At 56.4% G+C, this 23,774-nt stretch carries 25 protein-coding genes; 18 read left to right on the forward strand and 7 right to left on the reverse strand.

The genetic code is table 11. The features are described from left to right. The first annotated feature begins 30 nt into the window (after positions 1–30). The 4 genes from ACFPM8_RS19095 to ACFPM8_RS19110 are packed head-to-tail and all read left to right on the forward strand — an operon-like array spanning position 31 to position 2,655. Complete coding sequence (locus ACFPM8_RS19095) at positions 31–372, forward strand: acyl carrier protein (protein WP_378999909.1); 342 nt, start codon at positions 31–33, stop codon at positions 370–372. A 32-nt stretch (positions 373–404) separates the two neighbouring features. Continuing rightward, a complete protein-coding gene (locus ACFPM8_RS19100; RefSeq protein ID WP_378999910.1) occupies positions 405–1,505 on the forward strand; it encodes a fatty acid desaturase in 1,101 nt (366 codons plus the stop codon). Positions 1,506–1,530: 25 nt separating this feature from the next. Beyond that, entirely contained in the window at positions 1,531–2,448 is a 918-nt protein-coding gene (locus ACFPM8_RS19105) for an alpha/beta fold hydrolase (protein ID WP_378999912.1), read from the forward strand. A gap of 21 nt (positions 2,449–2,469) precedes the next feature. Beyond that, positions 2,470–2,655 (forward strand): rubredoxin, encoded by a 186-nt coding sequence (locus tag ACFPM8_RS19110; protein WP_378999915.1) that lies wholly within the window; start codon positions 2,470–2,472, stop codon positions 2,653–2,655. A gap of 60 nt (positions 2,656–2,715) precedes the next feature. On the opposite strand, the gene ACFPM8_RS19115 is transcribed toward ACFPM8_RS19110, so the two are convergent. Further along, complete coding sequence (locus ACFPM8_RS19115; protein ID WP_378999917.1) at positions 2,716–3,798, reverse strand: aromatic ring-hydroxylating dioxygenase subunit alpha; 1,083 nt, start codon at positions 3,796–3,798, stop codon at positions 2,716–2,718. 200 nt (positions 3,799–3,998) lie between these two features. After that, positions 3,999–4,733: a Crp/Fnr family transcriptional regulator gene (locus ACFPM8_RS19120; RefSeq protein WP_378999918.1), complete on the reverse strand. Its 735-nt coding sequence runs from the start codon at positions 4,731–4,733 to the stop codon at positions 3,999–4,001. Between the two features lie 195 nt (positions 4,734–4,928). Between ACFPM8_RS19120 and ACFPM8_RS19125 the strand changes: the two genes are divergently transcribed. Continuing rightward, positions 4,929–5,147, forward strand: a complete 219-nt coding sequence (locus tag ACFPM8_RS19125; protein WP_378999919.1) for a glycine zipper 2TM domain-containing protein — start codon at positions 4,929–4,931, stop codon at positions 5,145–5,147. 65 nt (positions 5,148–5,212) lie between these two features. On the opposite strand, the gene ACFPM8_RS19130 is transcribed toward ACFPM8_RS19125, so the two are convergent. From ACFPM8_RS19130 to gshA, 3 genes are all read right to left on the reverse strand, one after another. Beyond that, positions 5,213–5,638 carry an organic hydroperoxide resistance protein gene (locus ACFPM8_RS19130; protein WP_378999921.1) on the reverse strand — a complete coding sequence of 142 codons (426 nt, stop codon included), beginning with the start codon at positions 5,636–5,638 and terminating at the stop codon, positions 5,213–5,215. 146 nt (positions 5,639–5,784) lie between these two features. Beyond that, entirely contained in the window at positions 5,785–6,276 is a 492-nt protein-coding gene (locus ACFPM8_RS19135) for a MarR family winged helix-turn-helix transcriptional regulator (RefSeq protein WP_378999922.1), read from the reverse strand. A gap of 241 nt (positions 6,277–6,517) precedes the next feature. Next, positions 6,518–8,101, reverse strand: coding sequence for a glutamate--cysteine ligase (gene gshA, locus ACFPM8_RS19140; protein ID WP_378999924.1), 1,584 nt, complete (start codon positions 8,099–8,101; stop codon positions 6,518–6,520). Between the two features lie 298 nt (positions 8,102–8,399). Between gshA and folD the strand changes: the two genes are divergently transcribed. The 6 genes from folD to ACFPM8_RS19170 all read left to right on the forward strand — a co-directional run bounded on the left by folD (position 8,400) and on the right by ACFPM8_RS19170 (position 14,548). Then, positions 8,400–9,245 carry a bifunctional methylenetetrahydrofolate dehydrogenase/methenyltetrahydrofolate cyclohydrolase FolD gene (folD, locus tag ACFPM8_RS19145; protein ID WP_378999926.1) on the forward strand — a complete coding sequence of 282 codons (846 nt, stop codon included), beginning with the start codon at positions 8,400–8,402 and terminating at the stop codon, positions 9,243–9,245. A gap of 5 nt (positions 9,246–9,250) precedes the next feature. Continuing rightward, complete coding sequence (locus ACFPM8_RS19150) at positions 9,251–11,335, forward strand: M3 family metallopeptidase (protein ID WP_378999927.1); 2,085 nt, start codon at positions 9,251–9,253, stop codon at positions 11,333–11,335. Positions 11,336–11,403: 68 nt separating this feature from the next. Further along, positions 11,404–12,018 carry a glutaredoxin family protein gene (locus ACFPM8_RS19155; protein ID WP_378999929.1) on the forward strand — a complete coding sequence of 205 codons (615 nt, stop codon included), beginning with the start codon at positions 11,404–11,406 and terminating at the stop codon, positions 12,016–12,018. 195 nt (positions 12,019–12,213) lie between these two features. Further along, a complete protein-coding gene (locus ACFPM8_RS19160; protein ID WP_378999931.1) occupies positions 12,214–12,639 on the forward strand; it encodes a DNA polymerase III subunit chi in 426 nt (141 codons plus the stop codon). Positions 12,640–12,673: 34 nt separating this feature from the next. Then, positions 12,674–13,087, forward strand: coding sequence for a hypothetical protein (locus ACFPM8_RS19165; protein ID WP_378999933.1), 414 nt, complete (start codon positions 12,674–12,676; stop codon positions 13,085–13,087). Between the two features lie 144 nt (positions 13,088–13,231). Then, entirely contained in the window at positions 13,232–14,548 is a 1,317-nt protein-coding gene (locus tag ACFPM8_RS19170) for a D-amino acid dehydrogenase (protein WP_378999934.1), read from the forward strand. A 115-nt stretch (positions 14,549–14,663) separates the two neighbouring features. Here ACFPM8_RS19170 and ACFPM8_RS19175 read toward each other — a convergent pair whose 3' ends face one another. After that, on the reverse strand, positions 14,664–15,173 hold the full coding sequence (locus tag ACFPM8_RS19175; RefSeq protein ID WP_378999936.1) for an Lrp/AsnC family transcriptional regulator: 510 nt from the start codon (positions 15,171–15,173) through the stop codon (positions 14,664–14,666). A 151-nt stretch (positions 15,174–15,324) separates the two neighbouring features. Between ACFPM8_RS19175 and ACFPM8_RS19180 the strand changes: the two genes are divergently transcribed. From ACFPM8_RS19180 to ACFPM8_RS19190, 3 genes are all read left to right on the forward strand, one after another. Beyond that, complete coding sequence (locus ACFPM8_RS19180; RefSeq protein WP_378999938.1) at positions 15,325–16,476, forward strand: branched-chain amino acid ABC transporter substrate-binding protein; 1,152 nt, start codon at positions 15,325–15,327, stop codon at positions 16,474–16,476. 272 nt (positions 16,477–16,748) lie between these two features. Beyond that, positions 16,749–17,876: a branched-chain amino acid ABC transporter substrate-binding protein gene (locus ACFPM8_RS19185; RefSeq protein WP_379000258.1), complete on the forward strand. Its 1,128-nt coding sequence runs from the start codon at positions 16,749–16,751 to the stop codon at positions 17,874–17,876. A gap of 337 nt (positions 17,877–18,213) precedes the next feature. Then, positions 18,214–19,341 (forward strand): branched-chain amino acid ABC transporter substrate-binding protein, encoded by a 1,128-nt coding sequence (locus ACFPM8_RS19190; protein ID WP_379000260.1) that lies wholly within the window; start codon positions 18,214–18,216, stop codon positions 19,339–19,341. Between the two features lie 158 nt (positions 19,342–19,499). Here the strand turns inward: ACFPM8_RS19190 and ACFPM8_RS19195 are convergent, their stop codons facing one another. Then, positions 19,500–19,808, reverse strand: a complete 309-nt coding sequence (locus tag ACFPM8_RS19195) for a c-type cytochrome (protein ID WP_378999940.1) — start codon at positions 19,806–19,808, stop codon at positions 19,500–19,502. A 171-nt stretch (positions 19,809–19,979) separates the two neighbouring features. Between ACFPM8_RS19195 and ACFPM8_RS19200 the strand changes: the two genes are divergently transcribed. From ACFPM8_RS19200 to ACFPM8_RS19215, 4 genes are all read left to right on the forward strand, one after another. Next, complete coding sequence (locus tag ACFPM8_RS19200; protein ID WP_378999942.1) at positions 19,980–20,216, forward strand: TIGR04438 family Trp-rich protein; 237 nt, start codon at positions 19,980–19,982, stop codon at positions 20,214–20,216. A 97-nt stretch (positions 20,217–20,313) separates the two neighbouring features. After that, positions 20,314–21,210, forward strand: coding sequence for a LysR family transcriptional regulator (locus tag ACFPM8_RS19205; RefSeq protein WP_378999944.1), 897 nt, complete (start codon positions 20,314–20,316; stop codon positions 21,208–21,210). Then, entirely contained in the window at positions 21,211–22,044 is an 834-nt protein-coding gene (lgt, locus tag ACFPM8_RS19210) for a prolipoprotein diacylglyceryl transferase (RefSeq protein ID WP_378999946.1), read from the forward strand. 31 nt (positions 22,045–22,075) lie between these two features. Next, entirely contained in the window at positions 22,076–23,614 is a 1,539-nt protein-coding gene (locus tag ACFPM8_RS19215) for a malonate--CoA ligase (protein WP_378999949.1), read from the forward strand. Positions 23,615–23,774: the final 160 nt, after the last annotated feature.

Consider the following 23,774-nt stretch of genomic DNA (forward strand, 5'->3'; position numbering starts at 1 on the left):
ATTTATTCAACGACTCAACAAGGAGCAAACATGTCACAAGAAAAGAAAAGCGGCGGCTTATTCGGGCTGTTCCGGAAATCCGGCAGCAGCACGGATTTTGACGGTCCCCTGAGCGAGGATGTGATTCGTCAGTGGCTGGTCAAGCGCCTGGCCAAACAATTGAAGCTGGACCCACGCAGCATCGACACCACCCGCAAATTCGAGTCTTACGGTCTGGATTCGATCGTCGCGGTGCAGGTCTCGGGCGATCTGGAAAAACTGGTGGAACAGCGTTTGTCGCCGGCGTTGCTGTTCGAACACCCAAGCATCGAAGAATTGAGCACCCATCTGGCCCGCGAGCTGGGGCTGACAGAAACCGCTGAATCCGTTTAATCCGCCTTATCCGCATAAACAGGAGAAATCTAATGCCGCCCGTGAACAGCTTTCCTTCTTCTCCCGGCCCGGAGTTCGCGACCTTCCTCGAGAAGTCCAAGCGACTCGAGGGAGCGCGTCTGGCCGAGGTCATTCCCAAGTCTCTGCTCGAACCCAAGGCCGGGCGCGGCCTGGCCGGATTCGTGATCAGTTATGCCTTGTACATCGGCGCCATCGTCGGCGTCGCCTACGCGCCGCACTGGTCGCTCTACCTGCCGCTGTGGATCGTGGCGGGATTGGGCGGCTGGGGTCTGCACTGCATTGCGCATGACTGCGGGCACAACTCTTTTTCGCGCAACAAGACGCTCAATGTGACGATCGGGCATCTGGCGCTGCTGCCGCTGCTGTATCCGTTCTACGCCTGGAAGCACGTGCATAACCTGCATCACTTCAACACCAACAACCTGGAACTGGACACCGATTGGCGGCCGATCCCGAAAGCGATGTACACCAGGATGTCGCTGTGGGAACGGGCGGTCTATCGCGGCACCCGGACCTGGCTGTGCTGGGCCGGCACGATCAATTACTGGCTGGCGTCCGGCGTGCGGCCTGGCTTCTTCCCGAAAAAAGATATGCGCAGGGATGCCAGACGCTCGCTGGCCTTCGTGACCATCGTGACGATCGTGTATTTTTCGGCGCTGGTCTATTTCACCGGGGTACGCGGCTTTCTGCTGTTTTTCTTTGCGCCCTGGATCGCCACGCATACCTGGTTCAGCATCACCACATTGATGCACCATACCGCGAGCGACATCCCGTTCCTGACGTCCGAGCACTGGACCGCGAATGCCAGCCGGATGCTGGTGACCACCGATTACCGCTATCCGAAATGGCTGCTGTTCCTGACCCACAATATCTCGATCCATACCGCGCATCATGTGATACCGGTGGTGCCTTTCTACAATTTGCAAAAGGCACAGCTTGCACTGAAGGAAGCCTATCCCGGCATGATTCGCGAGAAACCGTTCACCTTTGGCGACTTCTGGAAAGTGGTGAAGACCTGCCATTTTTACGATCCGGATTCGGGCTATTACAAGGATCTGGCGGAGCGGCGCGCAGGCGATCATTCCAGCACCGCCCCGGTCACCAACGTCTGATGCCAGACCCGTCGCGAGGACTCCTATGGAAGACATGACCATGGCCGCGCTACAACACCAGGCCAGCGCGCCTGCGGCTGCCGCGCCGGTGCAGTTGCCCTTAAAGCTGAGGCTGGCGCGGCTCGGCTACCGGCTGGGCGGCATGCTGGCGCCGGCCACCGCCGGCCGTTTCGCCGCGGATGCCTTCGGCCGCTCCCGGATGAAGGGGGCGCGCACCAGTTTCAAGCTGCCGCTTGGGGCTGAAGCGTTCGGCATCGTCGGCAACCAGGATGTGCAGCAGGGCTATGTGTGGAAAAAAAACGGCCCCACTGCGCTGCTGGTGCACGGCTGGGGCTCGGACAGCAGCAGCATGTACGGCTTCGTCAAACCGATGCAAACCCTGGGGTTCCAGGTCGCTTCGTTTGACGCGCCGGCACATGGGGCCGCTGCCGGCCATAAAACCACCATGACCAGGTTCGTCAACGCGGTCGGCGCCACCATCGACTCGCTGGACAATGTACAGGTGGTGATCGCACATTCGCTGGGGTCGATCGCTACCGTCGCCGCACTGTCTCAGGCCGGCTTTGCCCGATCGGTAAAGTGCCTGGTCTTGCTGGCCGCGCCCAGTGCCTTGTCGAACGTGCTGGAACGCTGGTCAAAGGATCATTTGCAGCTGGCGCCGCGCATCGTGCAGCAGGTGTATCGACATCTGCACGCGGACAACGGGGTGCCGCTGAGTCACTGGGATATCGCCGTGCTTGGCGCCGGCATGCAAATTCCGGTGCTGGTGCTGCATGACCCGCAGGACCCGGTGGTTCCCTTTTGCGAAGCGGAGCGGCTGGCGGGCAGCTTGCACAATGTATTGCTGGAACAGGCGCCGGCATTGGGGCACAGCAGGATCCTGTCGGCAGCATCGGTCAAACAGCGTGTTGCGGAATTTGTTACAGATGCTATTTCAACTTAAATTAGTTCGGAGGGAAATGTGATGCTCGACACTCCAGTCGCGTATAAAACGCTGATGTGCCTGGTCTGCGGTTGGATTTATTCGGAAAAGGACGGCGAGCCGGACGAAGGACTCGCGCCGGGAACCCGCTGGGACGATATTCCTGATTCATGGGTCTGTCCCGAATGCGGCGTTGGAAAAATCGATTTTACGATGGTGGAAATCTAACCGAAACCGATTTGCCGGGCCACGCAGGCCCGGCATTCCGAAGCTCAAATCACACGCCGTTTATTGCAAACGCGTCCCCGCCGCCGCCTGCTCCGGCGTCAAGATGGCAAGCGCCTTCTTTTGTAATGCCGCCGGCGCGGCTTGCGCCTGTTCCTGCTCATACATTCTGCGCACTATCCTGCGTGCCGCCAGAGATGCATGGTCGACCAGGATATCAATCACCTTCACGTCGGAGCCGTCCTGCTCGTGGTTTCTCTGCTGGTGCTCGATGATGCTGGTGTCTTGCAATACCACTTCGATGAATTCCTCGTGCAGCTTGTCGGTCAGCGCCGGATTGCCGAGCGCGAAATCGCGGTACAGGCCGGTGTAGGCGAAGTGGGTGGTGTCGGTTTCCGGCGTTACCTGGACAAAGATGTAGACGGTCAGCGCTTTCGACAGATCGTCGGAACCGACCGGCCGGATAATCGAATCGACCCGCAAATTGCCGCCCGGCGCGAACGTCGCCACCTGGATCCGGTCGACCCGGTCAATGCCCATGGCCGGAATGTACATCGGCAGATTCGGCACATCGGACAACGTGCGGGTCGCGGTGATCAGGTTTTCTTCGACCTTCACCTTCGGGTGGAAATTACTGATGTCGGCCTCGAAAGCTTGCGGATGCACGTGCGGCAAATGGGTCAGGTCGAGCAGGTTCTCGATCGCCAGCAAATAGTCGCCTTTGACCGGCGTGAAAAATGTCTTGCCTTCATAACGCGGCGACGAGCGCATGAAATAATCCGGCACAGGGTGATCCGCGGCCAGGCTGGCATCGCCCGGCCAGAGCCAGACGAAACCGTCTTTTTCAGCCACCGGATAGGACCTGATGCAAGCTCTTTGCGGAATCGCGTCCTGCCCCGGGATCCGCACGCATTCCCCTGCGTGATTGAATTCCAATCCGTGATAGGTGCACTGCACCCGGTCGTCGATCAACTTGCCCCTGGACAGCGAGACCCGGCGGTGACTGCAACGATCGGCGATTGCGGCAATGCTGCCATCCAGCTTGCGATACATCAGAACCGGCTCCCCCACCAGCGTGCGCGCGAATAACTCCCGTTTGATCTCGTTACTGTAAGCCGCGATGTACCAACTATTCTTAACTAGCATTTCTACTCCTTCGAATAATGACAAGTGGATTTCAATTGCAGCAATATGTATGACTGCCAATTTTTACAGACCGGTAAACATGGGCCGGAAAATTATGTGCGCGCGCACATAATTGGCGAACCTACGGGGATATTGCATTAATGCAAGCAGGTTCGTAAGCAGGTAGTTTTTACAGGTTCGCGCCGCTAGACATCGACGGATCAGGAATCAATCGCCTGAGAATTCTGTATATCGGAAAGCAGGTGATCGGATTCTTTCTTGAGTACCTCGTAGCACTCGCAAACCCGGGCTTCCAATCCCTGTCGATCGAGCACTTCGATGTGGCCGCGGCTGTAGCGGATCAAACCAAGTTGCTGTAATTTTCCGGCGGCCTCGGTGACGCCTTCGCGCCGCACCCCGAGCATGTTGGCAATCACTTCCTGGGTCATCGCCAATTCATTCGACGTCAGGCGATCGAGGCTTGATAACAACCAGCGGCATAGTTGCTGTTCCACCGAATGATGCCGATTGCATGCCGCGGTTTGGGAGATTTGGGTGATCAAGGCTTGGGTATAGCGCAGCAGCAGATGCGATAGCGACCCGCCGCGATTGAATTCGTCCATCAGCAGTTGCGCCGGCAGCCGATAAGCGCTGCCCTCGCTTTGCACGACGGCCCGGCTGGGCGAAGGCTGACCGCCCATGAACAGCGAGGCGCCGACGATGCCCTCATTGCCGACCATCGCGATTTCCGCCAGTGCGCCGTCCTGCATGACGTACAGCAGGGACACGATGGCGGTTGTGGGGAAGTAGACGTGCTGCAACTGGTCACCGGGTTCGTTGAGGATTTCGCCGAGCGCCATCGACACCGGTTCCAGATCCGAAGTCAGTCGCTCGAAATCCACTTCGGGCAAGGCAGCCAGCAGATGGTTTTGAATGGAAGGATGCTGGTTGGACATAATGCGCCTCAAATTTATGTCGCATTTGCACGATTTTCGGTGCGTTGCAGTCCGGCCGCCGCTTTGTGCGATAGCGTACAGACGCCGGAGTGCGCGCGCGGTAGGGTTAAATCAATCGGGATAGCGGACTGCTGCGTGCCCTTGCTCGATATGGCACAAATTCCCGTCACTCAACGTTTCCAAAGAGGTGCTCCAATGAAAACGACACAAAGATTGACCACCAGCGTCGTTACCGTAGCAATGCTAGTCAGTTTAGGCGCTTGTGCCGGGATGTCTAGAACCGGCCAGAATACGGCGGTTGGCGCCGGCGTAGGTGCAGTCGGCGGCGCGGTCCTGACCGGCGGCAGTACTGCCGGAACTGTCGGCGGCGCGGTAGTCGGCGGCGTCATAGGCCACGAGATCAACAAGAAGTAATCTTTGGGCACTTCGGTGAAAGACACGCTGCGGCTCTGACGGCCGCAGCATCCAGGCTTGATCTATCAGACCAGCGTCAGCGTCACATCGACATTGCCGCGGGTGGCATTCGAATACGGGCAAACCTTGTGCGCCTTGTCGACCAGCGCCCGGGCCGCGCCGGCGTCCATGCCCGGCAATGCAATTTGCAGCTCGACTTCAATCCCGAAACCGCCGGGAATCTGGCCGATGCCGACCAGGCCGGTGATGGAAAGGTCGGCTGGCAATGCGATTTTTTCCTGCGACGCGACAAACTTCATGGCGCCGATAAAGCAGGCGGAATAACCGGCCGCAAACAATTGCTCTGGATTGGTGCCTACGCCGCCGGCGCCGCCCAATTCTTTCGGGGTGGTCAGTTTGACATCCAGCACGCTGTCGGACGACACAGCGCGGCCATCGCGGCCGCCGGTTGCGGTGGCTTTTGCTTGATACAGAACTTTTTCGACTGTCATGATGATTTCCTTTAATGGCCGTATGGAAGATCCGTTGGATCGAATCAGCCGGCCGCACTGACGATCCGGATAAAAAAGGGTAACAATAAATCTCACAATTAAATTGTGCACAACTTAAATCACATCAAAAAATCGGCATTGTGCCGCTAGCCGATATTGTCCGCCATCTCGGCGCGCAGCCGTTGTAATTGCTTGGTAAGCGCCATCAACTCATCCAATGAGCATTGCGCCGCGCAACTGACCTGCTGCGGTATGTCCTGCGCCTGCTGCCGCAATTCTTTGCCGGCATCGGTCAGGCTGACGATCACTTGCCGCTCGTCCCGGCTGGCACGTTGCCGCCGCACCAGACCGCTGGCCTCAAGCCGCTTCAACAGCGGCGTCAGGGTGCCGGAATCGAGAAACAAGCGCTCGCCGACATCCGACACGGTCACGCCATCGCGCTCCCACAAAGTCAGCAACACCAGGTACTGCGGGTAAGTCAGTCCCATCTTTTGCAGCAGCGGCTTATAAATCTTGGTCATCGTCAACGATGCCGAATACAGCGCAAAGCACAACTGGTTATCCAGCAGCAAACTGTCCGGACCGAACAGCTCCGGCGGGATCTGACTGACTGGCTGGTGGGATCGCTTGGTTTCCATGTGCTGAATAATATGTCGTCACAAATTAAATTGCAAGCAATCTAGTTGAGATTTTTAAAGCCGCCGGGGATTTGCGTTGATATGCATCTCCCCGACAGCCGCTTGCTTCCAGCCACCTCTAAAAACCGTAGCGAGCGGCCCAAGGTCGGGGCGACGAAGTTGCAACACCTGCAGCCGTACGGAGCGGGTGAGCATCGCAGCCCCGAGATTGGGCCGCGCAGTAGGTTTTTAGAGGTGGCATTTAAACGCTCATACAGAGGGTACTGGCCCTATAAGCCGCCACAAAGGTATCGAAATCACCGGTCTGACTACGCTCCAGGCTGTCCTGCTCGGCCAGCGAGGTCGTCGCCAAACCTTCGAAATACGCAAGCTCTTCGGCGCTGGGCGGTTGCGCGCGGAAATGCGCTGCATGCGCCTTGGTCTGACGCAGCGCAAAGCTGGCAAACGACTCTTGATTCTGTTGCAAAATCGCCAGCACCCGTGCCGATGGCGTCAGTTCGACCTGTTCCAGCTTGCGCCGTTGCTGCGCCAGCGATGCGGCATGCACGGCGTCGCTGCGCTGGTCGTCGAGCAGCGCGGCAGCGGGCGCGATCCGGTCCAGCAATTCCAGGCCCCAGTCCTGCAGCGTGATCGGCACGCCATTGCGTTGCAATTGCAGGCCGGGACGCCGCCCTTCCTTGACCGCACGCGCGAAATTCTCGGTATTTTCCAGGCTCTCTTCGTCGCTGGTCAGCGGACTGTCGTCGAGCGCGCAAAACAGCAAGAACGCATCCAGGAAGCGCGAGGTTTCGAGGTTGATGCCCATCGGTTCGAACGGATCGATATCCATGCAGCGCACTTCAATGTATTGAACCCCGCGCGCCGACAAGGCCTGGATCGGACGTTCGCCGGTGTTGATCACCCGCTTCGGACGAATCGTCGAGTAATACTCGTTCTCGATCTGCAAGATGTTGGTATTGATCTGGATCCATTCGCCGTTGCGGTGGGTGCCGATCTCGGCATACGGCGGATACGGCTGGCTGACCGCGCATGACAGGCTTTTGATATAGCTGTCGAGGCAGTTGAAGTGCGGCGTCAGGCGCTCTTGCGCCTTGCTCTGGTAGCCCAGGTCGCTCATCCGCAAGCTGGTGGCATACGGCAGATACAGCGTGTCCTGGTCCAGCGTGTCGAGGCGATGCTCGCGACCGTTCAGGAAACAGGTGGACAAGGCCGGCGAGGCGCCGAACAGATACATCAGCAGCCAGCTGTAACGGCGGAAATTGCGAATCAGCGCAAAATATTTTTCCGACTGAAAATTGACCGCCGTGGTGCTGTCGCCCTCGTCCTGTTGCAAGACCTGCCACAACCCTCCGGCCAGGGAATAGTTGTAATGAATACCGGCGATGCACTGCATCCGCTTGCCGTAGCGCAGCGCCAGGCCGCGCCGGTAGACATGCTTCAGCATGCCGATGTGCGAAGTCCCGTACCAGGCGATCGGAATCTGTTCCTCCGCCGGCAGATACGCCGGCATCGACTGGCTCCACAACAGTTCGTCGCCCAGTTTGGAATATACAAAGCGATGCACCGCATCCAGCTCGGTCAATGCGGTCGCGATGTCATGCTCGGCGGGGGTGATGAACTCGAGCAGCGATTCCGAATAATCGGTCGTAATCTGCGGATGCGTCAGAGCCGAACCGAGCGTCCGCGAATGCGGTGTCAGCGCCAGCTTGCCGTCGGCATCGACGCGCAAAGTTTCCCGCTCTATGCCGCGCAGTCCCTGACCAAGCAGCGCGCGATGCTGAGGCTCTCCCAGTAGCGCCAGGCGGCGCAGGTAGTGATGGTTCAATTCGGCATCCCTTTTTCAAATTCGTCAGTTCAGGTTGTTTTTCTTATTAAAACCAAAGGTCCGGCAGGTCGTAGAACGCGAGAATAGCCGAAAACAAAAAATTGCGTTGAGCCGCCCCTTAACAGCATTTGACATCCGCCCCAGCTCGCAAAAATCACAGCTTGCCAGCGCGCCGCTTGGCAAATCAACAAGGGCCGACAATTTGACAGGAAACCGCAAGGATCTCGCTACAAGCACCGAAATATGATGCGCTCACCCTTTATAATCCTGTTTTGAACAGCTTTCTCTCGCCACCACCATGCCAGCCCAACTTATCGACGGAAACCTCCTTTCACAACAACTGCGCGCCGACGTCGCCCAACGCGCTGCCGCACTGACCGCACAGGGCAAACAGCCCGGCTTGGCAGTGATCCTGGTCGGCGACAGTCCGGCATCGCAGGTTTATGTCCGCAACAAGGTCAAGGCCTGTCAAGACAACGGCTTGCATTCGGTATTTGAAAAATACGATGCCGAGTTGACGGAAGAGGCCTTGCTGGCCCGCATCGATGCGCTGAATCACGATCCGAAGATCAACGGCATCCTGGTGCAATTGCCGCTGCCAGCGCACATCGATGCGCACAAGGTGATCGAGGCCATCGCGCCGGAAAAAGACGTGGACGGTTTCCACATCAGCAACGCCGGTCTGCTGATGACCGGTCAACCTCTGTTCCGTCCCTGCACCCCGTACGGCGTGATGAAGATGCTGGAATCGGTCAACTATCCGGTGCGCGGCGCCCATGCCGTTATCGTCGGCGCCTCCAATATCGTCGGCAAACCGCAGGCCATGCTGCTCTTGCAAGCCGGCGCCACCGTCACCATTTGCAACTCCAAGACCCGCGACCTCGGACAGCACACGCGCCAGGCCGACATCCTGGTGGTGGCTACCGGCAAGCGCAATATCGTCACCGCCGACATGATCAAACCGGGCGCCGCAGTGATTGACGTCGGCATGAACCGCGACGATCACGGCAAGCTGTGCGGCGATGTCGATTTTGCCAATGCCAAGGAAGTCGCTGGTTATATCACCCCGGTGCCAGGCGGCGTCGGGCCGATGACCATCACCATGTTGCTGGTCAATACGATTGAAGCCGCAGAAAGAAACTAATCACAATGACATCCACCACCAGCGCTGCATCTGCCAATCCCCTGCTCGATTTTTCCGGTCTGGCGCAATTCGACGTCATCAAGCCGGCCCATATCACGCCCGCGGTCCAGACTTTGCTGGAACAGGCACAGGCGGTGGTCACCCAACTGGAAGCGCCGCTGGCGCCGGTGACTTGGCAGAATTTCGTCGATCCGCTCGAAAGCGCGACCGAAAAACTGGGCCGCGCCTGGGGCATCGTCAGTCATTTGAATGCGGTGGTGGATACGCCGGAGCTGCGTGCCGCGTATAACGAGAACCAACCGAAACTGATCGAATTCTGGACCGCGCTGGCGCAAAACCTGGCGCTGTTCGACAAATACAAGGCGATCAAGAACAGCGCCGACTTTTCGACGCTGTCAGCAGCGCGCCAGAAGATCGTCGACAACGCCTTGCGCGATTTCAGGCTGGGCGGGGCCGAGTTGGCGGATGCGCCCAAAGCGCGCTTTGCCGAGATCCAGGAACAGCATGCGGCACTGACCACCAAGTTTTCCGAAAACATCCTGGACGCCACCAACGCCTACGGCTTGTGGATCAGCGACGAAGCGGAACTGGCCGGGCTGCCGGACGATGTCAAACAGGCGGCGCGGGCCGCAGCCGAGCGGGACGATAAGCCGGGATTCAAATTTACGCTGCACTTCCCTTCCTACTTCCCGATCCTGCAGTACGCCGACAACCGTGCGTTGCGCGAAACCGTGTATCGCGCCAATACGACCAAGGCATCCGATCTGGGCGAGAAGCCGGAATGGGACAATAGCGGCAACATCGTCGAGATTCTGCGCCTGCGCAATGAAGAAGCGAAACTGCTCGATTTCCATAATTACGCCGAGTTGTCGCTGGTGCCGAAAATGGCGCAAACACCGCAAGAAGTGATCGGATTCCTGGAAGATCTGGGCCGCCGCGCGCGTCCGTTCGCGGAGCAGGATCTGGCCGAATTGCGTGCCTTCGCCAAACAACATCTCGGGTTAGAAGCGCTTGAAGCATGGGACTTCGCTTACGTTGCGGAAAAACTGCGCGAACAGCGTTACGCCTTCTCGGAACAGGAAGTCAAACAATACTTCCCTGAACCCAAGGTCGTGAATGGCTTGTTCCACCTGGTGCAGCAACTGTTTTCAGTCGACATCACCGCCGACCAAGCGCCGGTCTGGCATCCGGACGTCAAATTTTTCCGGATTCAAAAAGACGGCAAGCTGATCGGCCAGTTCTATCTCGACCTGTATGCGCGCAATGGCAAGCGCGGCGGCGCCTGGATGGACGACGCTCGTGCCCGGCGCCGCCTCGGCGATCAAATACAAACGCCGATCGCCTATCTGACCTGCAATTTCACTGCGCCTTCGGTGGTCGACGGCAAGACCAAGCCAGCCCTGTTTACGCACGATGAAGTGATCACCCTGTTTCACGAATTCGGGCATGGCTTGCACCACATGCTGACCCAGGTCGACGAGATCGGCGTGTCCGGCATTTCCGGCGTCGAATGGGATGCGGTCGAGCTGCCGTCGCAATTCATGGAAAATTTTTGCTGGGAATGGGACGTGCTGCAATACCTGACGGCCGAGGCGGAGTCCGGCCAGCCGTTGCCGCGCGCGCTGTTCGACAAGATGATCGCCGCCAAGAATTTCCAGTCGGGCCTGCAAACCCTGCGCCAGGTGGAATTTTCACTGTTCGACATGCGCCTGCATGATGACTACGATCCGTATGGCAGCCAGACAGTGCAGCAACTGATCGACCAGGTCCGGGCCAAGATCGCCGTCATCCATCCGCCATCGTTCAATCGCTTCCAGCACGCGTTCAGCCATATCTTCGCCGGCGGCTATGCGGCCGGCTACTACAGCTACAAATGGGCCGAAGTATTGTCGGCCGATGCCTACAGCGCGTTCGAAGAAGCCGCGGCCGGCAGCGGCAATGTGGTCTCGGCGGCAACCGGCAAGAAATTCCAGGATGAAATCCTGGCCGTCGGCGGCTCGCGCCCGGCGCTCGAATCGTTCAAGGCATTCCGCGGACGCGAGCCCAGCATCGACGCGCTGCTGCGGCATAGTGGCATGGTTGCTGCTTAAAAATATCAGGCAACACGCACATCATTTTCGCCGCACACGCGGCGAGTCATACTGAAAAGGGAAAAAAGATGAAATTGGCTGCACCGATTCTTTCACTGGTTTGTCTATTGATGGCAACAAGCGCGCAGGCGCAACTTTACAAATCGACCGGCCCGGACGGCAAAGTCACCTACAGCGACACCCCGCCCGCAACCGGCAACGTGGTCCAGAAGAAGACCGCCAATGGCGGCAGCGACGACAGCGACGGTCTGCCGTATGAACTGGCGCAAGCGGTCAAGAATAGTCCAGTCATCTTATATACCGGCGACAAATGCATTCCTTGCGACGATGGCCGCAAGCTGCTCAGCAGCCGCGGCATTCCGTTCAGCGAAAAAACCATCAAAACCAATGACGATATCGCCATGCTGCAGAAAACCACCGGCGAAAATCATTTGCCGGTGCTGATGGTTGGGCGCAGCAAGGAAAGCAGTTTCGAGGCGGGTGCCTGGAACACCGCACTGAGCGCAGCGGGCTATCCAAAGAGCAATCAGCTGCCCAAGAATTATAAGAACGCCCCGGCTGCGGCAGCCGCCCCAAGCGCCAGCTCGGCCAAGAAAGCCGCGACTGAAGCAAGCAGCGCCCATACCGGCCACAGCGAGCCGCTACCCGCCGCAGGCAACGCCCCACCCGGATTCCGGTTCTAATTCACGTTCTCATGACCCGCTTTGCAGCCTTCGCAGGCAGACCTGACCGATGGGCGCCTCTAAAAACCGTAGCGAGCGGCCCAAAGTCGGGGCGAGAAGCGGAGCCGTACGAATGTACGGTGACGAATATGCCCCCCTGCAGCCCCGAGATTGGCGGGTTTGCCAAACCCTGCAGTAGGTTTTTAGAGACTCCCAATGACGCAAATCGATTTCCACACCAACATTGCGGATAAAGTCCTGTACACCTGCCGTCTGGTACGCAAAGCGCGTGCGGCGCAATGCCAGATCGTCATATTGGGCGACAACCCGGACGAGCTGGCAGCGCTGGATCGGGCGCTGTGGACTTTTTCCGAGCTTGATTTCCTACCGCATGTCAGAGCAGGCGATCCGCTGGCAGCGCAGACGCCAGTGGTCCTGACCGACGACGATGCGGCGGACTTGCCGCATCACCATGTATTGATCAACTTATCGGCGAGAGTGCCGGCGCATTTCGCCCGCTTCGAACGCATGTTCGAAATTATCTCGCTGGATGAAACCGATAAATCCGGCGGTCGCGAGCGCTACCGCTTTTACCAGCAACGCGGTTATCCGCTGACGCATTTTGTTGCGGAGAATGTATGAAAACCGGCACGAAAAATAGAAATTGGAAGCAGCCATGACCAACAGCAAGCTTGACGCCAGCATTCCATTGCTGACCGAGGTCATCGAACCGACCGTGCCCGAGCCGGTCGACATCCCCCTTTTGGACAACCCCGTGCAGCCAGTACCCAGCGCCCCTGCTGCTGCCGGCGAATTAGAAATTGCCGAACCACAAGCCGAGATCACGCTGAGCAAACGCGATTGGGAGCGGCTTGAACTTGAAGTAAGAGAGAAAGTACTGCAACAGTTGCACGACCGGATCGATTTTGTCATCGAACAGCGGGTTCGCGACGGCTTGGCGGATGTTTTGCAAACTGCAGTGGAAAGCATGGCGGAACAGATAAGAACCGGCTTGCACCACACTTTGGACGAAGTTATTTGCCGGGCTATATCGCTGGAACTGACCAAATTGCAAAAAACGAATATTTAGGAATTATTTTTTGATCTCCAATCAAAAACATAAGCACCATAGTCAAAACAAAAAAATCCAAGCCCCAATTTGATCGCCTAAAAAATACGGATCTTCTTACAATATCGCCATTAATTAACAATTGCGGTGTATTTGGAGAGACGAATGAAAGTCATAGTATTGGGTGCTGGAATTATCGGAACCAGTTCTGCCTGGTTCTTGAACAAGGAAGGTCACGATGTCACCGTGATCGACCGCCAGCCAGGGGCGGCACAAGAAACCAGCTTTGCCAACGGTTGCCAAATCTCGGTGTCGCATGCCGAACCGTGGGCCAACCCGCAAGCCCCAATGAAGGTATTGAAATGGCTGGGACAGGAAGATGCACCCTTGCTGTACCGCTTCCGCCCGGAATGGCTGCAATGGCGCTGGGCAATGAATTTCCTGCGCGAATGCACACCTTCACGCACCAACGACAATATCCGTCAAATCGTCGCCATCTGCGAATACAGCCGTCAGACCCTGCAAGCGGTGCGCGCTGAAACCGGGGTCGATTACGATTGCCTGACGCGCGGCATCCTGCATTTCTACACCGATCAAAAAGAATTCGACACTTCGTTACCGGCCGCCAAACTGATGCGCGACCTCGGTTGCCCGCGCGACTCGATCAGCGCCGATGAAGTGGTCAAGATCGAGCCGGCGCTGGCGCGCATCCGCGACAAGATTGTCGGCGGCGACTATACCGCTACCGATGAATCCGGCGATGTCTACAAATTCACTTCTGGCCTGGCCAACAAAGCAGCCGAAGCCGGCGTCAAGTTCCAGTACAACACCAGCATCACACGCCTGATTACCGAAGGCAGCGGCGCCAGCGCCAAAATCACCGGGGTCGAAATCATCAATCCGGACGGCCGTCATCAAGTGCTGCGCGCCGACGCTTTCGTGGTCGCGATGGGCAGTTTCTCGGTACCGCTGCTGAAGCCGCTCGGCATCGACCTGATGATTTATCCGGGCAAGGGCTACTCCGCCACCTACCGCGTCACCAATTCCGACGCCGCGCCGACCGTATCGCTGACCGACGACGGTTACAAACTGGTGGTATCGCGCCTGGGAGACCGACTGCGCGTGGCCGGCACTTGCGAACTCAACGGCTACACCCGCGAACTCAACACCACCCGCTGCGAAGCCATTACCCGCCGCACCCGCGAGTTGTTCCCGGACGCCTGCGACTACGAAAACCCGGTGTACTGGACCGGCTTGCGTCCACTGACCCCGTCCAACGTCCCGTATATCGGCAAAACCAAGTTCAGCAATCTGTTCCTGAACACCGGCCACGGCACGCTCGGCTGGACCATGGGTTGCGGCTCCGGCCGTGCCATCTCCGAGATCATCGCCGGACGCCAGCCGGAAGTCGACTTTGCATTTACCGGCGTGCCGCGCAGGGCTCCCGGACAAGTATTGGTGCCGCGTACCGCAAAAGCTTAAAAGCTTTCTTTCCGTTACAAAGCAGTCAAATAAAAAGACTGGTGCTGACAACAGCACCAGTCTTTTTTTTATCCATCAAGGATATCGCGCAGGAGTTTTTCAGGAACCTGTTAGATCATTTGGCTACCCGCACCTGGATCGCCGCGGCCTTTTCGTCGAACGCGACCCTGGTAACGAATTTTGCACGCTTCATTGGAAAGCGGGATTGAAAATGACGCACATTGCCGGAGCCGGAAATCACCCGCCGCACAAACTGGTAATAGGCATCCATATCAATCACATGCACGACTAAAAAATAATCGTAATCGCCCGAGACGAAATAACACTGCATCACCTCCACTTCCTTGTTCATGCGCAGTTCGAATTCCTGCATCTGCTCGTCGGATTGGTTATTCAGCGAGATTTCCAGGAAGGCCAGCATGCCGTAACCCAGCGCGAACGGATCGACCAGCGAGACATCGGCACTGATGACTCCGGCCTCGCGCAAGTCGCGCAGGCGGCGCAAGCAGGTTGGCTGGGAAATGTGCGCTTTGTCAGCCAGCGTCCGGGTCGGCATTTGGTTGTCGCGCTGCAGCAAATTCAAGAGCTTGCGGTCGACTTTATCTAGTGTGTGGTTTTTGCTCATGCCGGGGTGATTGAATGTTGTAAGTAAACGCAGAAACTTCTTGCGAAGCGTTTTTTATGTTGTAACGTTAATACGTTCAGGGTGACTGAATAAACAGCGGATGATGAAAATGTATTGCTTTGTTTTATTTTAAATCGTCAGGAGAAAACTCATGCAAATCAAGACCAAATTGATTCCGTTGGTTGGCGCTGTCGCAACGGTATTCGCTGTTGCCGGCTCAGCTTACGCGCAAGAGGAAGTTGTCAAAATCGGCCACGTAGCTCCTATCACCGGCGCCAACGCTCACATCGGCAAAGACAATGAAAACGGCGCCAGGATGGCGATCGATGAATTGAATGCCAAAGGAACCATGATCGGCGGTAAAAAAGTGAAATTCGAAATGCTGGCAGAGGACGATGCATCCGATCCGAAGCAGGCAACCGCGGTGGCCCAAAAGCTGGTCGACGCCAAGGTCAATGGCGTGATCGGCCACATGAATTCCGGCACCACGATCCCTGCGTCGAAAATTTACTTCGATGCCGGCATCCCGCAAATCTCCCCATCCGCCACCAACCCCAAATACACCCTGCAAGGCTTTAATACGGCGTTCCGCGTGGTCGCCAACGATGGTCAACTGGGCGGCACGCTGGGCAAATATGCGGCAAAAGAACTGAAGGCAAAGACTGTTGCGGTGATCGATGACCGCACTGCCTACGGTCAGGGGGTTGCCGAAGAATTCACCAAGGGCGCGCAGAAAGCCGGGGCCAAAATCGTCGCAAGCCAGTACACCAACGACAAGGCGACCGACTTCAATGCGATCCTGACTTCGATCAAGGCCAAAAAACCGGACCTGGTGTTCTTCGGCGGCATGGATGCGGTTGGCGGTCCGATGTTGCGTCAAATGGACCAGCTCGGCTTCAAAGCCAAGTTCATGGGCGGCGACGGCCTCTGCACGACAGAGTTGGCCAAGCTGGCGGGTAGCGGACTGAAAGACAATGAAGTAGTCTGCGCCGAAGCGGGCGGTGTAACGGCGGAAGGTAAAAAAGCGCTGGAAGACTTCAAGGCTGCTTATCAGAAAAAGTTCGGCCAGGAAGTCGTGATCTATGCGCCGTACACCTATGACGCTTTAATGACGATGGTTGACGCAATGCAAAAAGCCGGCTCGGCCGATCCGAAAAAATATCTGCCCGAACTGGCCAAGATCCACCACAAGGGCGTGACCGGCATGATTGCGTTTGATGCCAAAGGCGACATCAAGGACGGCACTTTGACTTTGTATACCTACAGGGACGGCAAACGCACCCTGCTGGAAGTGACGAAATAATCGTTTTGCGCTGCAAGCCAAAAGCGTTCCGGTATTTGCCGGAACGCTTTTTTATTATCTGCAATATGCCGCCGGCGATTCAGCGCTTCACGCTCAGACCATCCCGGATGCCATTGTCGCCGCGCAAAAAAAAGACATAAAACCCCTTTGCGAACCATTTTTTATGCTGTACCGTTTGCGGGTTCGGGCAACTGAATGAGACATTGAATTGGCAAGTGCAGTACCAATCAAAAATAATCCTTAGGAGAAACGTAGTGCAGATCAAGAACGCAATGATTCCATTGGCTGGCGCAATCGCATTGGCCTTCGCCGGCTCCGCTTACGCGGAAGAACAAATCGTCAAAATCGGCCATGTCGGTCCCGTTACCGGCCCTTCCGCCCATCTCGGAAAAGACATGGAAAACGGCGCCAAAATGGCGATCGAAGAATTGAATGCCAAAGGTGTCATGCTCGATGGCAAAAAAGTCAAATTCGTGCTGTTGGCGGAAGACGATGCATCCGATCCAAAACAAGGCACCGCAGCGGCGCAAAAACTGGTTGATGCAAAAGTCAACGGCGTGATCGGCCACCTGAATTCCGGCACCACGATCCCTGCTTCAAAAATTTACTTCGAAGCCGGCATCCCGCAAATTTCGCCAGCCGCAACCAACCCGAAATACACGCAACAAGGTTTTAACAGCGCGTTCCGCATCGTTGCCAATGATGGCCAGCTAGGCGGCACACTGGGACGTTATGCGGTAAAAACCTCGCACGCAAAGAATATTGCAGTGATCGATGACCGCACGGCCTACGGCCAAGGCGTTGCCCAGGAATTCAGCAAGGGCGCCAAAGGTGCCGGCGCGACTATCGTCGCCGAGCAATTCACCAATGACAAGGCAACCGACTTCAACGCGATCCTGACCTCGATCAAGGCCAAGAAGCCGGACGTGATTTTCTTTGGCGGCATGGACGCAGTTGGCGGCCCGATGCTGCGCCAAATGAAAGCGCTCGGCATCGATGCCAAATTCATGGGCGGCGACGGCCTCTGTACAGCTGAACTGGGCAAGTTGGCCGGCGATGGCTTGATCGACGATCACGTGGTGTGTGCGGAAGCCGGTGGCGTCGTAGAGAAAGACAAAAAAGGCCTGGACGATTTCAAGGCCAAGTTCCAGAAACAATACGGAACCGAAGTCAAGCTCTATGCACCGTACTCCTACGATGCCGTGATGACCATGGTTGATGCGATGCAAAAAGCCAAGTCTTCCGACCCGAAGAAATACTTGCCTGAACTGACCAAGATTCATCACAAGGGCGTGACCGGGGACATTTCATTTGATGCCAAAGGCGACATCAATGAAGGCACATTGACCTTGTACACCTACAAGGGCGGCAAACGGACGATCCTGGCCGTCACCAAATAATCGGTTTGATAACGTAATTAAAAAGCGTTCCGGCTAAATTGTCGGGACGCTTTTTTTTTAACCCATTCCCATATCAAGCGCACATTGATCGATTGCACTTGCCGAACTACTGCCCGCACCGGGAGCTTGTGCCGCGTTTCAGATTTACGTATATCAAGCTGCCGGATTTATCAGGAAAAAACACACAAAACCACTTTGCGAACTGTTTGTTATGTTGTACCGTTTGACTACTCAGATTCACTGAGCAACTTGCAGAAGTTGAATACCTAAAAGACGAAGACACGTATTATTTTTTTGTAAATCCTTAGGAGGAAATGTAGTGCAGATCAAAACCAAAATGATTCCACTCGCTGGAGCAATCGCATTGGCCTTGGCAGGTTCGGCTTACGCCCAGGAGCAAATCGTCAAGATCGCCCACGTCGGTCCAATCACCGGCCCCATCGCACACATTGGCAAGGACAACGAAAACGGCGCCAGAATGGCGATCGAAGAATTGAATGCCAAAGGCACCATGATCGGCGGCAAAAAAGTTAAATTCGAATTGATGGCGGAGGACGATGCATCCGATCCGAAACAAGGCACCGCAGTAGCGCAAAAACTGGTCGACGCCAAAGTCAATGGCGTGATTGGCCACGTCAACTCAGGTACATCCATTCCTGCATCAAAGATTTATAACGATGCAGGCATCCCGCAAATCTCGCCGTCGACCACCAGCGCGAAATACACCCAGCAAGGCTTCAACACGACCTTCCGGGTAGTCGCCAACGACAACCAGCTGGGTGGCGCCTTGGCTGGCTATGCTGCAAAAACACTGCATCTAAAAAATGCGGCCGTGATCGACGATCGCACCGCCTACGGTCAGGGCCTGGCCGAGGAATTTGCCAAGATTGCCAAAGCTAACGGCATAGCCGTCGTCGCAACCGAATATACCAATGACAAGGCGACTGACTTCAATGCGATCCTGACCAAGATCAAAGATAAAAAGCCTGACGTCGTATTCTTTGGCGGACTCGATACTGGTGCGGGTCCGATGCTGAAACAAATGAAAGCGCTCGGCATTAAAACCAAGTACATGGGCGGCGACGCGATCTGCACCTCTGACTTGCCGAAGCTGGCAGCTGACGGCCTCAGCAACGATCAAGTGTATTGCGCAGAAGCCGGCGGCATAGACGAATCCGAGAAAAAAGGACTGGACGATTTCAAGGCCGCTTTCAAGAAACGGTTTGACAAGGAAGTCGTGATCTACGCTCCGTATACTTACGATGCGGTGATGACGATGGTTGATGCGATGCAAAAGGCCGGCTCTGCCGATCCGAAGAAATATCTGCCGGCATTGGCCAAGATCCAGCACAAGGGCGTAACCGGCATGATCGGGTTTGACAATAAAGGCGATATCAAAAACGGTGCAGTGACCTTGTACACGTACAAAGACGGCAAACGGACGCTGCTGAACGTATCCCACTAAGCTTCCTGTACTTCAGTTCTGAAAGCGTTCCGGCTTGATTGCCGGGACGCTTTTTTTTTCTGCCCGCTCAGAAAATGCTCACCAAGCTGGCATAACGATAGCCGTAAAAAAAGGCGCTCAAATGAGCGCCCTTCTCCAGCATCGTTATTCCGTTATTTTTACTTCAAAGACAATATCCATTTCACCAGCGTATGCGCTTCCGCCTCGCTCACTTGCGCATTGGCAGGCATCGGGACCGGCCCCCAAACACCGGCGCCGCCCTTCAATACTTTCTGCACCAATTTGTCTTCAGCATCTTTCTGACCTGCATATTTTTTCGCCACATCTTTATACGCCGGGCCAACCACTTTGTTGTCCACCGAGTGACAGGCCATGCAATTCTTGGATTTTGCCAGATCGGCATTCGCCATCGCCGAACCCGATGCCATCGCACCCAATATTGCGCAGATTAACAAACAACGTTTCATGCTTATCTCCAGGTCAATTTAATATGCAGCCATTTTATTTGGCGCGCGCCATTGTCTCATATCCGGGAATTAACAATGCTCATCCAGGACCTGTTGGCATATCAGATCATCACGCGTTGACCGCGCGGGTCTTTCCCCCTATCCTTCACCGAACGAAAGAAAGGGAACACGATGCCGTTAATTATCATTATCGTTTTGCTACTAGCCTTGAAATACTTTGCGATTGGACCATTCGCCGATATCTCGTGGTGGTGGATTTCTGGCTTGATGACAGTCGCTTTTATCTTTTTTGAATTTCTTGAGCCTATGCTCGGCCTGGACAAGCGGCGAGCCCACGATGAGATGGAAAAAATTCAGAAAGAGCGAGTCAACAAGACCTTCGATAAACATAAGCGTCCGCGCCGATAAGTCGTTCAGGTCGCAAGGTGTTTTATCAAATTAAAAAAGCCGGAGCGAAGCCGGCTTTTTTATTATTTGCAGCAACCGTCGCATGAATGAGTGGCAGATGAATATAGAGCTGCGCCAACTCCGATATTTCGTTGCAGTGGCCGAAGAAAAGCACTTTGGCCGTGCTGCGCTGCGGCTGCATATGACGCAACCGCCTTTGTCGCAAACCATCCAGGCATTGGAAGCCAGCATAGGCACACTGCTGTTTGCACGCACCAAGCGCAGCGTCGCGCTGACGCCCGCCGGACTCGCCCTGCTACCCGAGGCACGACGCATCCTGCAACAAGCCAGTACCTTGCCCGACCTGGCGCGGCGCGCGGCTTCCGGCGAATCAGGTCTGCTGAGCTTGTCTTTTGTATCGACCGCCGATTACAGCATTTTGCCGCCGTTGCTGCGCGAGTTTCGCGAAACCTATCCGCAGGTTCAAATCGAATTGCGGGAAGCCACTACCGACCTCCAGTTAGAACAATTAGTACAGGGCAGCATTGACGCCGGCTTGCTTATTCCACCGCTGTCGGACAAGGCAAAAAGTGCGTTGGACTATCTGCCGGTGTTGTCCGAGCCACTGATTCTGGCGGCGCCGACCGGGCTCAAAGCGCTCCGGGCCAAAGGAAAAATCGCCTTGAGTTCCTTGTCCGAGATGCCCTTGATTATTTTTCCGCGACGTATCGCGCCCGGCTTTCACGATACCATCCTGGCCTGTTTTCGCGCCGCCGGCGTGACGCCACATATCGGTCAGGAAGCCATCCAGATGCAAACCATCGTCGGCCTGGTGTCGGCTGGCATGGGGATCGCGCTTGTGCCACAATCGGTGTCCAACCTGAAGCGTCCCGGCGTCGACTATCGCGAACTGCAAGACAATACGCCGATGGTCGAAACCGGTCTGGCCTGGCGCCGCGACAATGCTTCACCGGTTCTAAAAGCCTTCTTGGAATTACTACGAAAGAAACAATAAATGCTGATTCATCCGATGCCCGATCCGATCGCCTTTTCTTTAGGCCCGCTGCATGTACGCTGGTACGGCTTGATGTACCTGCTGGCATTTGTGCAATTTATCTGGATCGGCAGAATCAGGATACGGCAGCCGCATATCGCCGCCGTCGGCTGGAAAAAAGAAGACCTCGATGACATGCTGTTTTACGGCGTGCTTGGGGTCGTCGTCGGCGGTCGTCTCGGACAAGTGCTGTTTTACGATCCAGCCTATTATTTTGCGCATCCGGCTGAAATCATCGCGGTCTGGAAGGGCGGCATGTCATTCCATGGCGGCTTCCTCGGCGTCATGCTGGCCATGGCCTGGTGGGGCCGCAAGGTCGGCCGCAACCTGATGGATGTGATGGACTTCATCGCGCCGATGGTACCGCTCGGCTATGCCGCCGGCCGTCTCGGCAATTTCATCAATGCCGAGTTGCCGGGCCGTCTGGCCGATCCGTCGCTGCCGTGGGCGATGGTCTGGCCCAACGTCGACAAGCTGCCGCGTCACCCGTCGCCGATTTACCAGATGCTGGTGGATGGCGTGCTGCTGTTCATCATCCTCTGGCTTTTCTCCCGCAAGCCGCGGCCACGGATGGCGGTGTCGGGCATGTTCTCGCTGCTGTATGGTTGCGCCCGATTCTTCACGGAATATTTCCGCGTGCCGGACTACAACGTGACGTTTGGCGGCATCACCATTTCCGCCGGACAGATGTTGTCGCTGCCGATGATCGTGCTGGGCATTGTGCTGCTGGTGATCGCCTATCGTCGTCCTGGCAGAGCGGAAACGACAAGCTCTTCGGCCCGCTCGACAACTTAAGCATTTCGAAATCCGCATTCCGTAGATCACCATGACAGCCAATCTTTACGCTCTTTTTGCGTCTCGCTTCCCGGCAGATAAGTCTGCCTGCTGCATCGAAACCCATGACGCTCTGTACTATTCGTGGAGCGACATCGAGCGTGCATCTGCCAAGATCGCCAACCTGCTGAGCAGCCTGCAATTGCCGGCCGGTGCGCGCATCGCGGTGCAAGTAGAAAAATCGCCGGAGGCATTGATCCTGTATCTGGCAACCCTGCGTGCCGGTTTTGTCTACCTGCCGCTGAATACCGCTTACCGTGCTGCCGAAATCACCTATTTCATCGGCGATGCGGAGCCGGCGGTGGTCGTCTGCTCACCGAAAAATTTCGGCTGGGTAGCGCAGATTGCATTCAAGGCTGGCGTCCAGCACTTATTCACGCTGGACGAAATCAACAGCGGCAGCGGCGGCAAGAATTCCGGCTCGCTGTTGGCGCGTGCGGTCCATCATTCAGACCAGTTTGAAACCGTAGAAACACAAGCCGATGATCTCGCCGTCATCCTGTACACCTCCGGCACGACCGGTCGCAGCAAGGGCGCGATGCTATCGCATGGCAATATCGCATCGAACGCAAAAGTGCTGCAGGAATATTGGCAGTGGCAAGCCGGCGATGTGCTGCTGCATGCGCTGCCGCTGTTCCACATTCATGGCTTGTTTGTAGCCGTCAACGGCGCCCTGCTGAACGGCAGCAAGATGATTTTCCTGCCGAAATTCGATGCCGCCGAAGTACGACGCCATTTACCGCGCAGCACCGTCTTCATGGGCGTGCCGACTTATTATGTGCGGCTACTGGCTGACGTCGATTTTGACCGTCATGCGTGCGGCAATATCCGCCTGTTTGTCTCCGGTTCAGCACCTCTGCTGAGCGACACTTTCGCCGCGTTTGCCGAACGTACCGGCCATACCATCCTGGAACGCTACGGCATGAGCGAGACCGCGATGCTGACTTCCAATCCGTATGCAAGCGAGCGGCGCGGTGGCACGGTCGGGCTACCCTTGCCGGGAGTATCGGTGCGCATCATCAAGACCGACGCCGACGGTTGCAGCGCTAACTGCGCGGCGAATGAAATCGGCGAGATCCAGGTCAAGGGTCCGAATGTATTCCAGGGCTACTGGCGCATGCCGCAAAAGACCGCGGAAGAATTCACCGCCGACGGCTATTTCAAAACCGGCGACGTCGGCAAGTTCGATGGCGACGGCTACCTAGCCATCGTCGGCCGCAGCAAGGATTTGATTATTTCCGGCGGCTACAACGTCTATCCGAAGGAAATCGAAATGGTCATCGACGAGCTCGATGGCGTGCTTGAATCGGCAGTGATCGGCGTGCCGGATGCCGACTTCGGTGAAGCGGTGACCGCGGTGATTGTCAGCCGTCCCGATGCGAAGCTGACGGCGGACCTGGTGATCGCATCATTGAAAGCGGCGATCGCCAATTTCAAAGTGCCCAAGCGGATTTTCTTCGCCGATGAATTGCCGAGAAATACGATGGGAAAGGTGCAGAAAAATGTGCTGCGCGAACGTTATGCCGGTTGATCAGGCAAGCGCTTGAGCGTCGCCCCCGCCATCAACAGGGCACCTCGAAAAACCGTAGCGAGCGGCCCAAGGTCGGGGCGAGAAGCGGAGTCGTACGGCTGAACGGCGACGAATATGTCACCCCTACAGCCCCGAGATTGGCGGGCTTGCCAAACCCTGC

The organism is Paraherbaspirillum soli (assembly GCF_042654985.1).
Classification (GTDB): domain Bacteria; phylum Pseudomonadota; class Gammaproteobacteria; order Burkholderiales; family Burkholderiaceae_D; genus Paraherbaspirillum; species Paraherbaspirillum soli.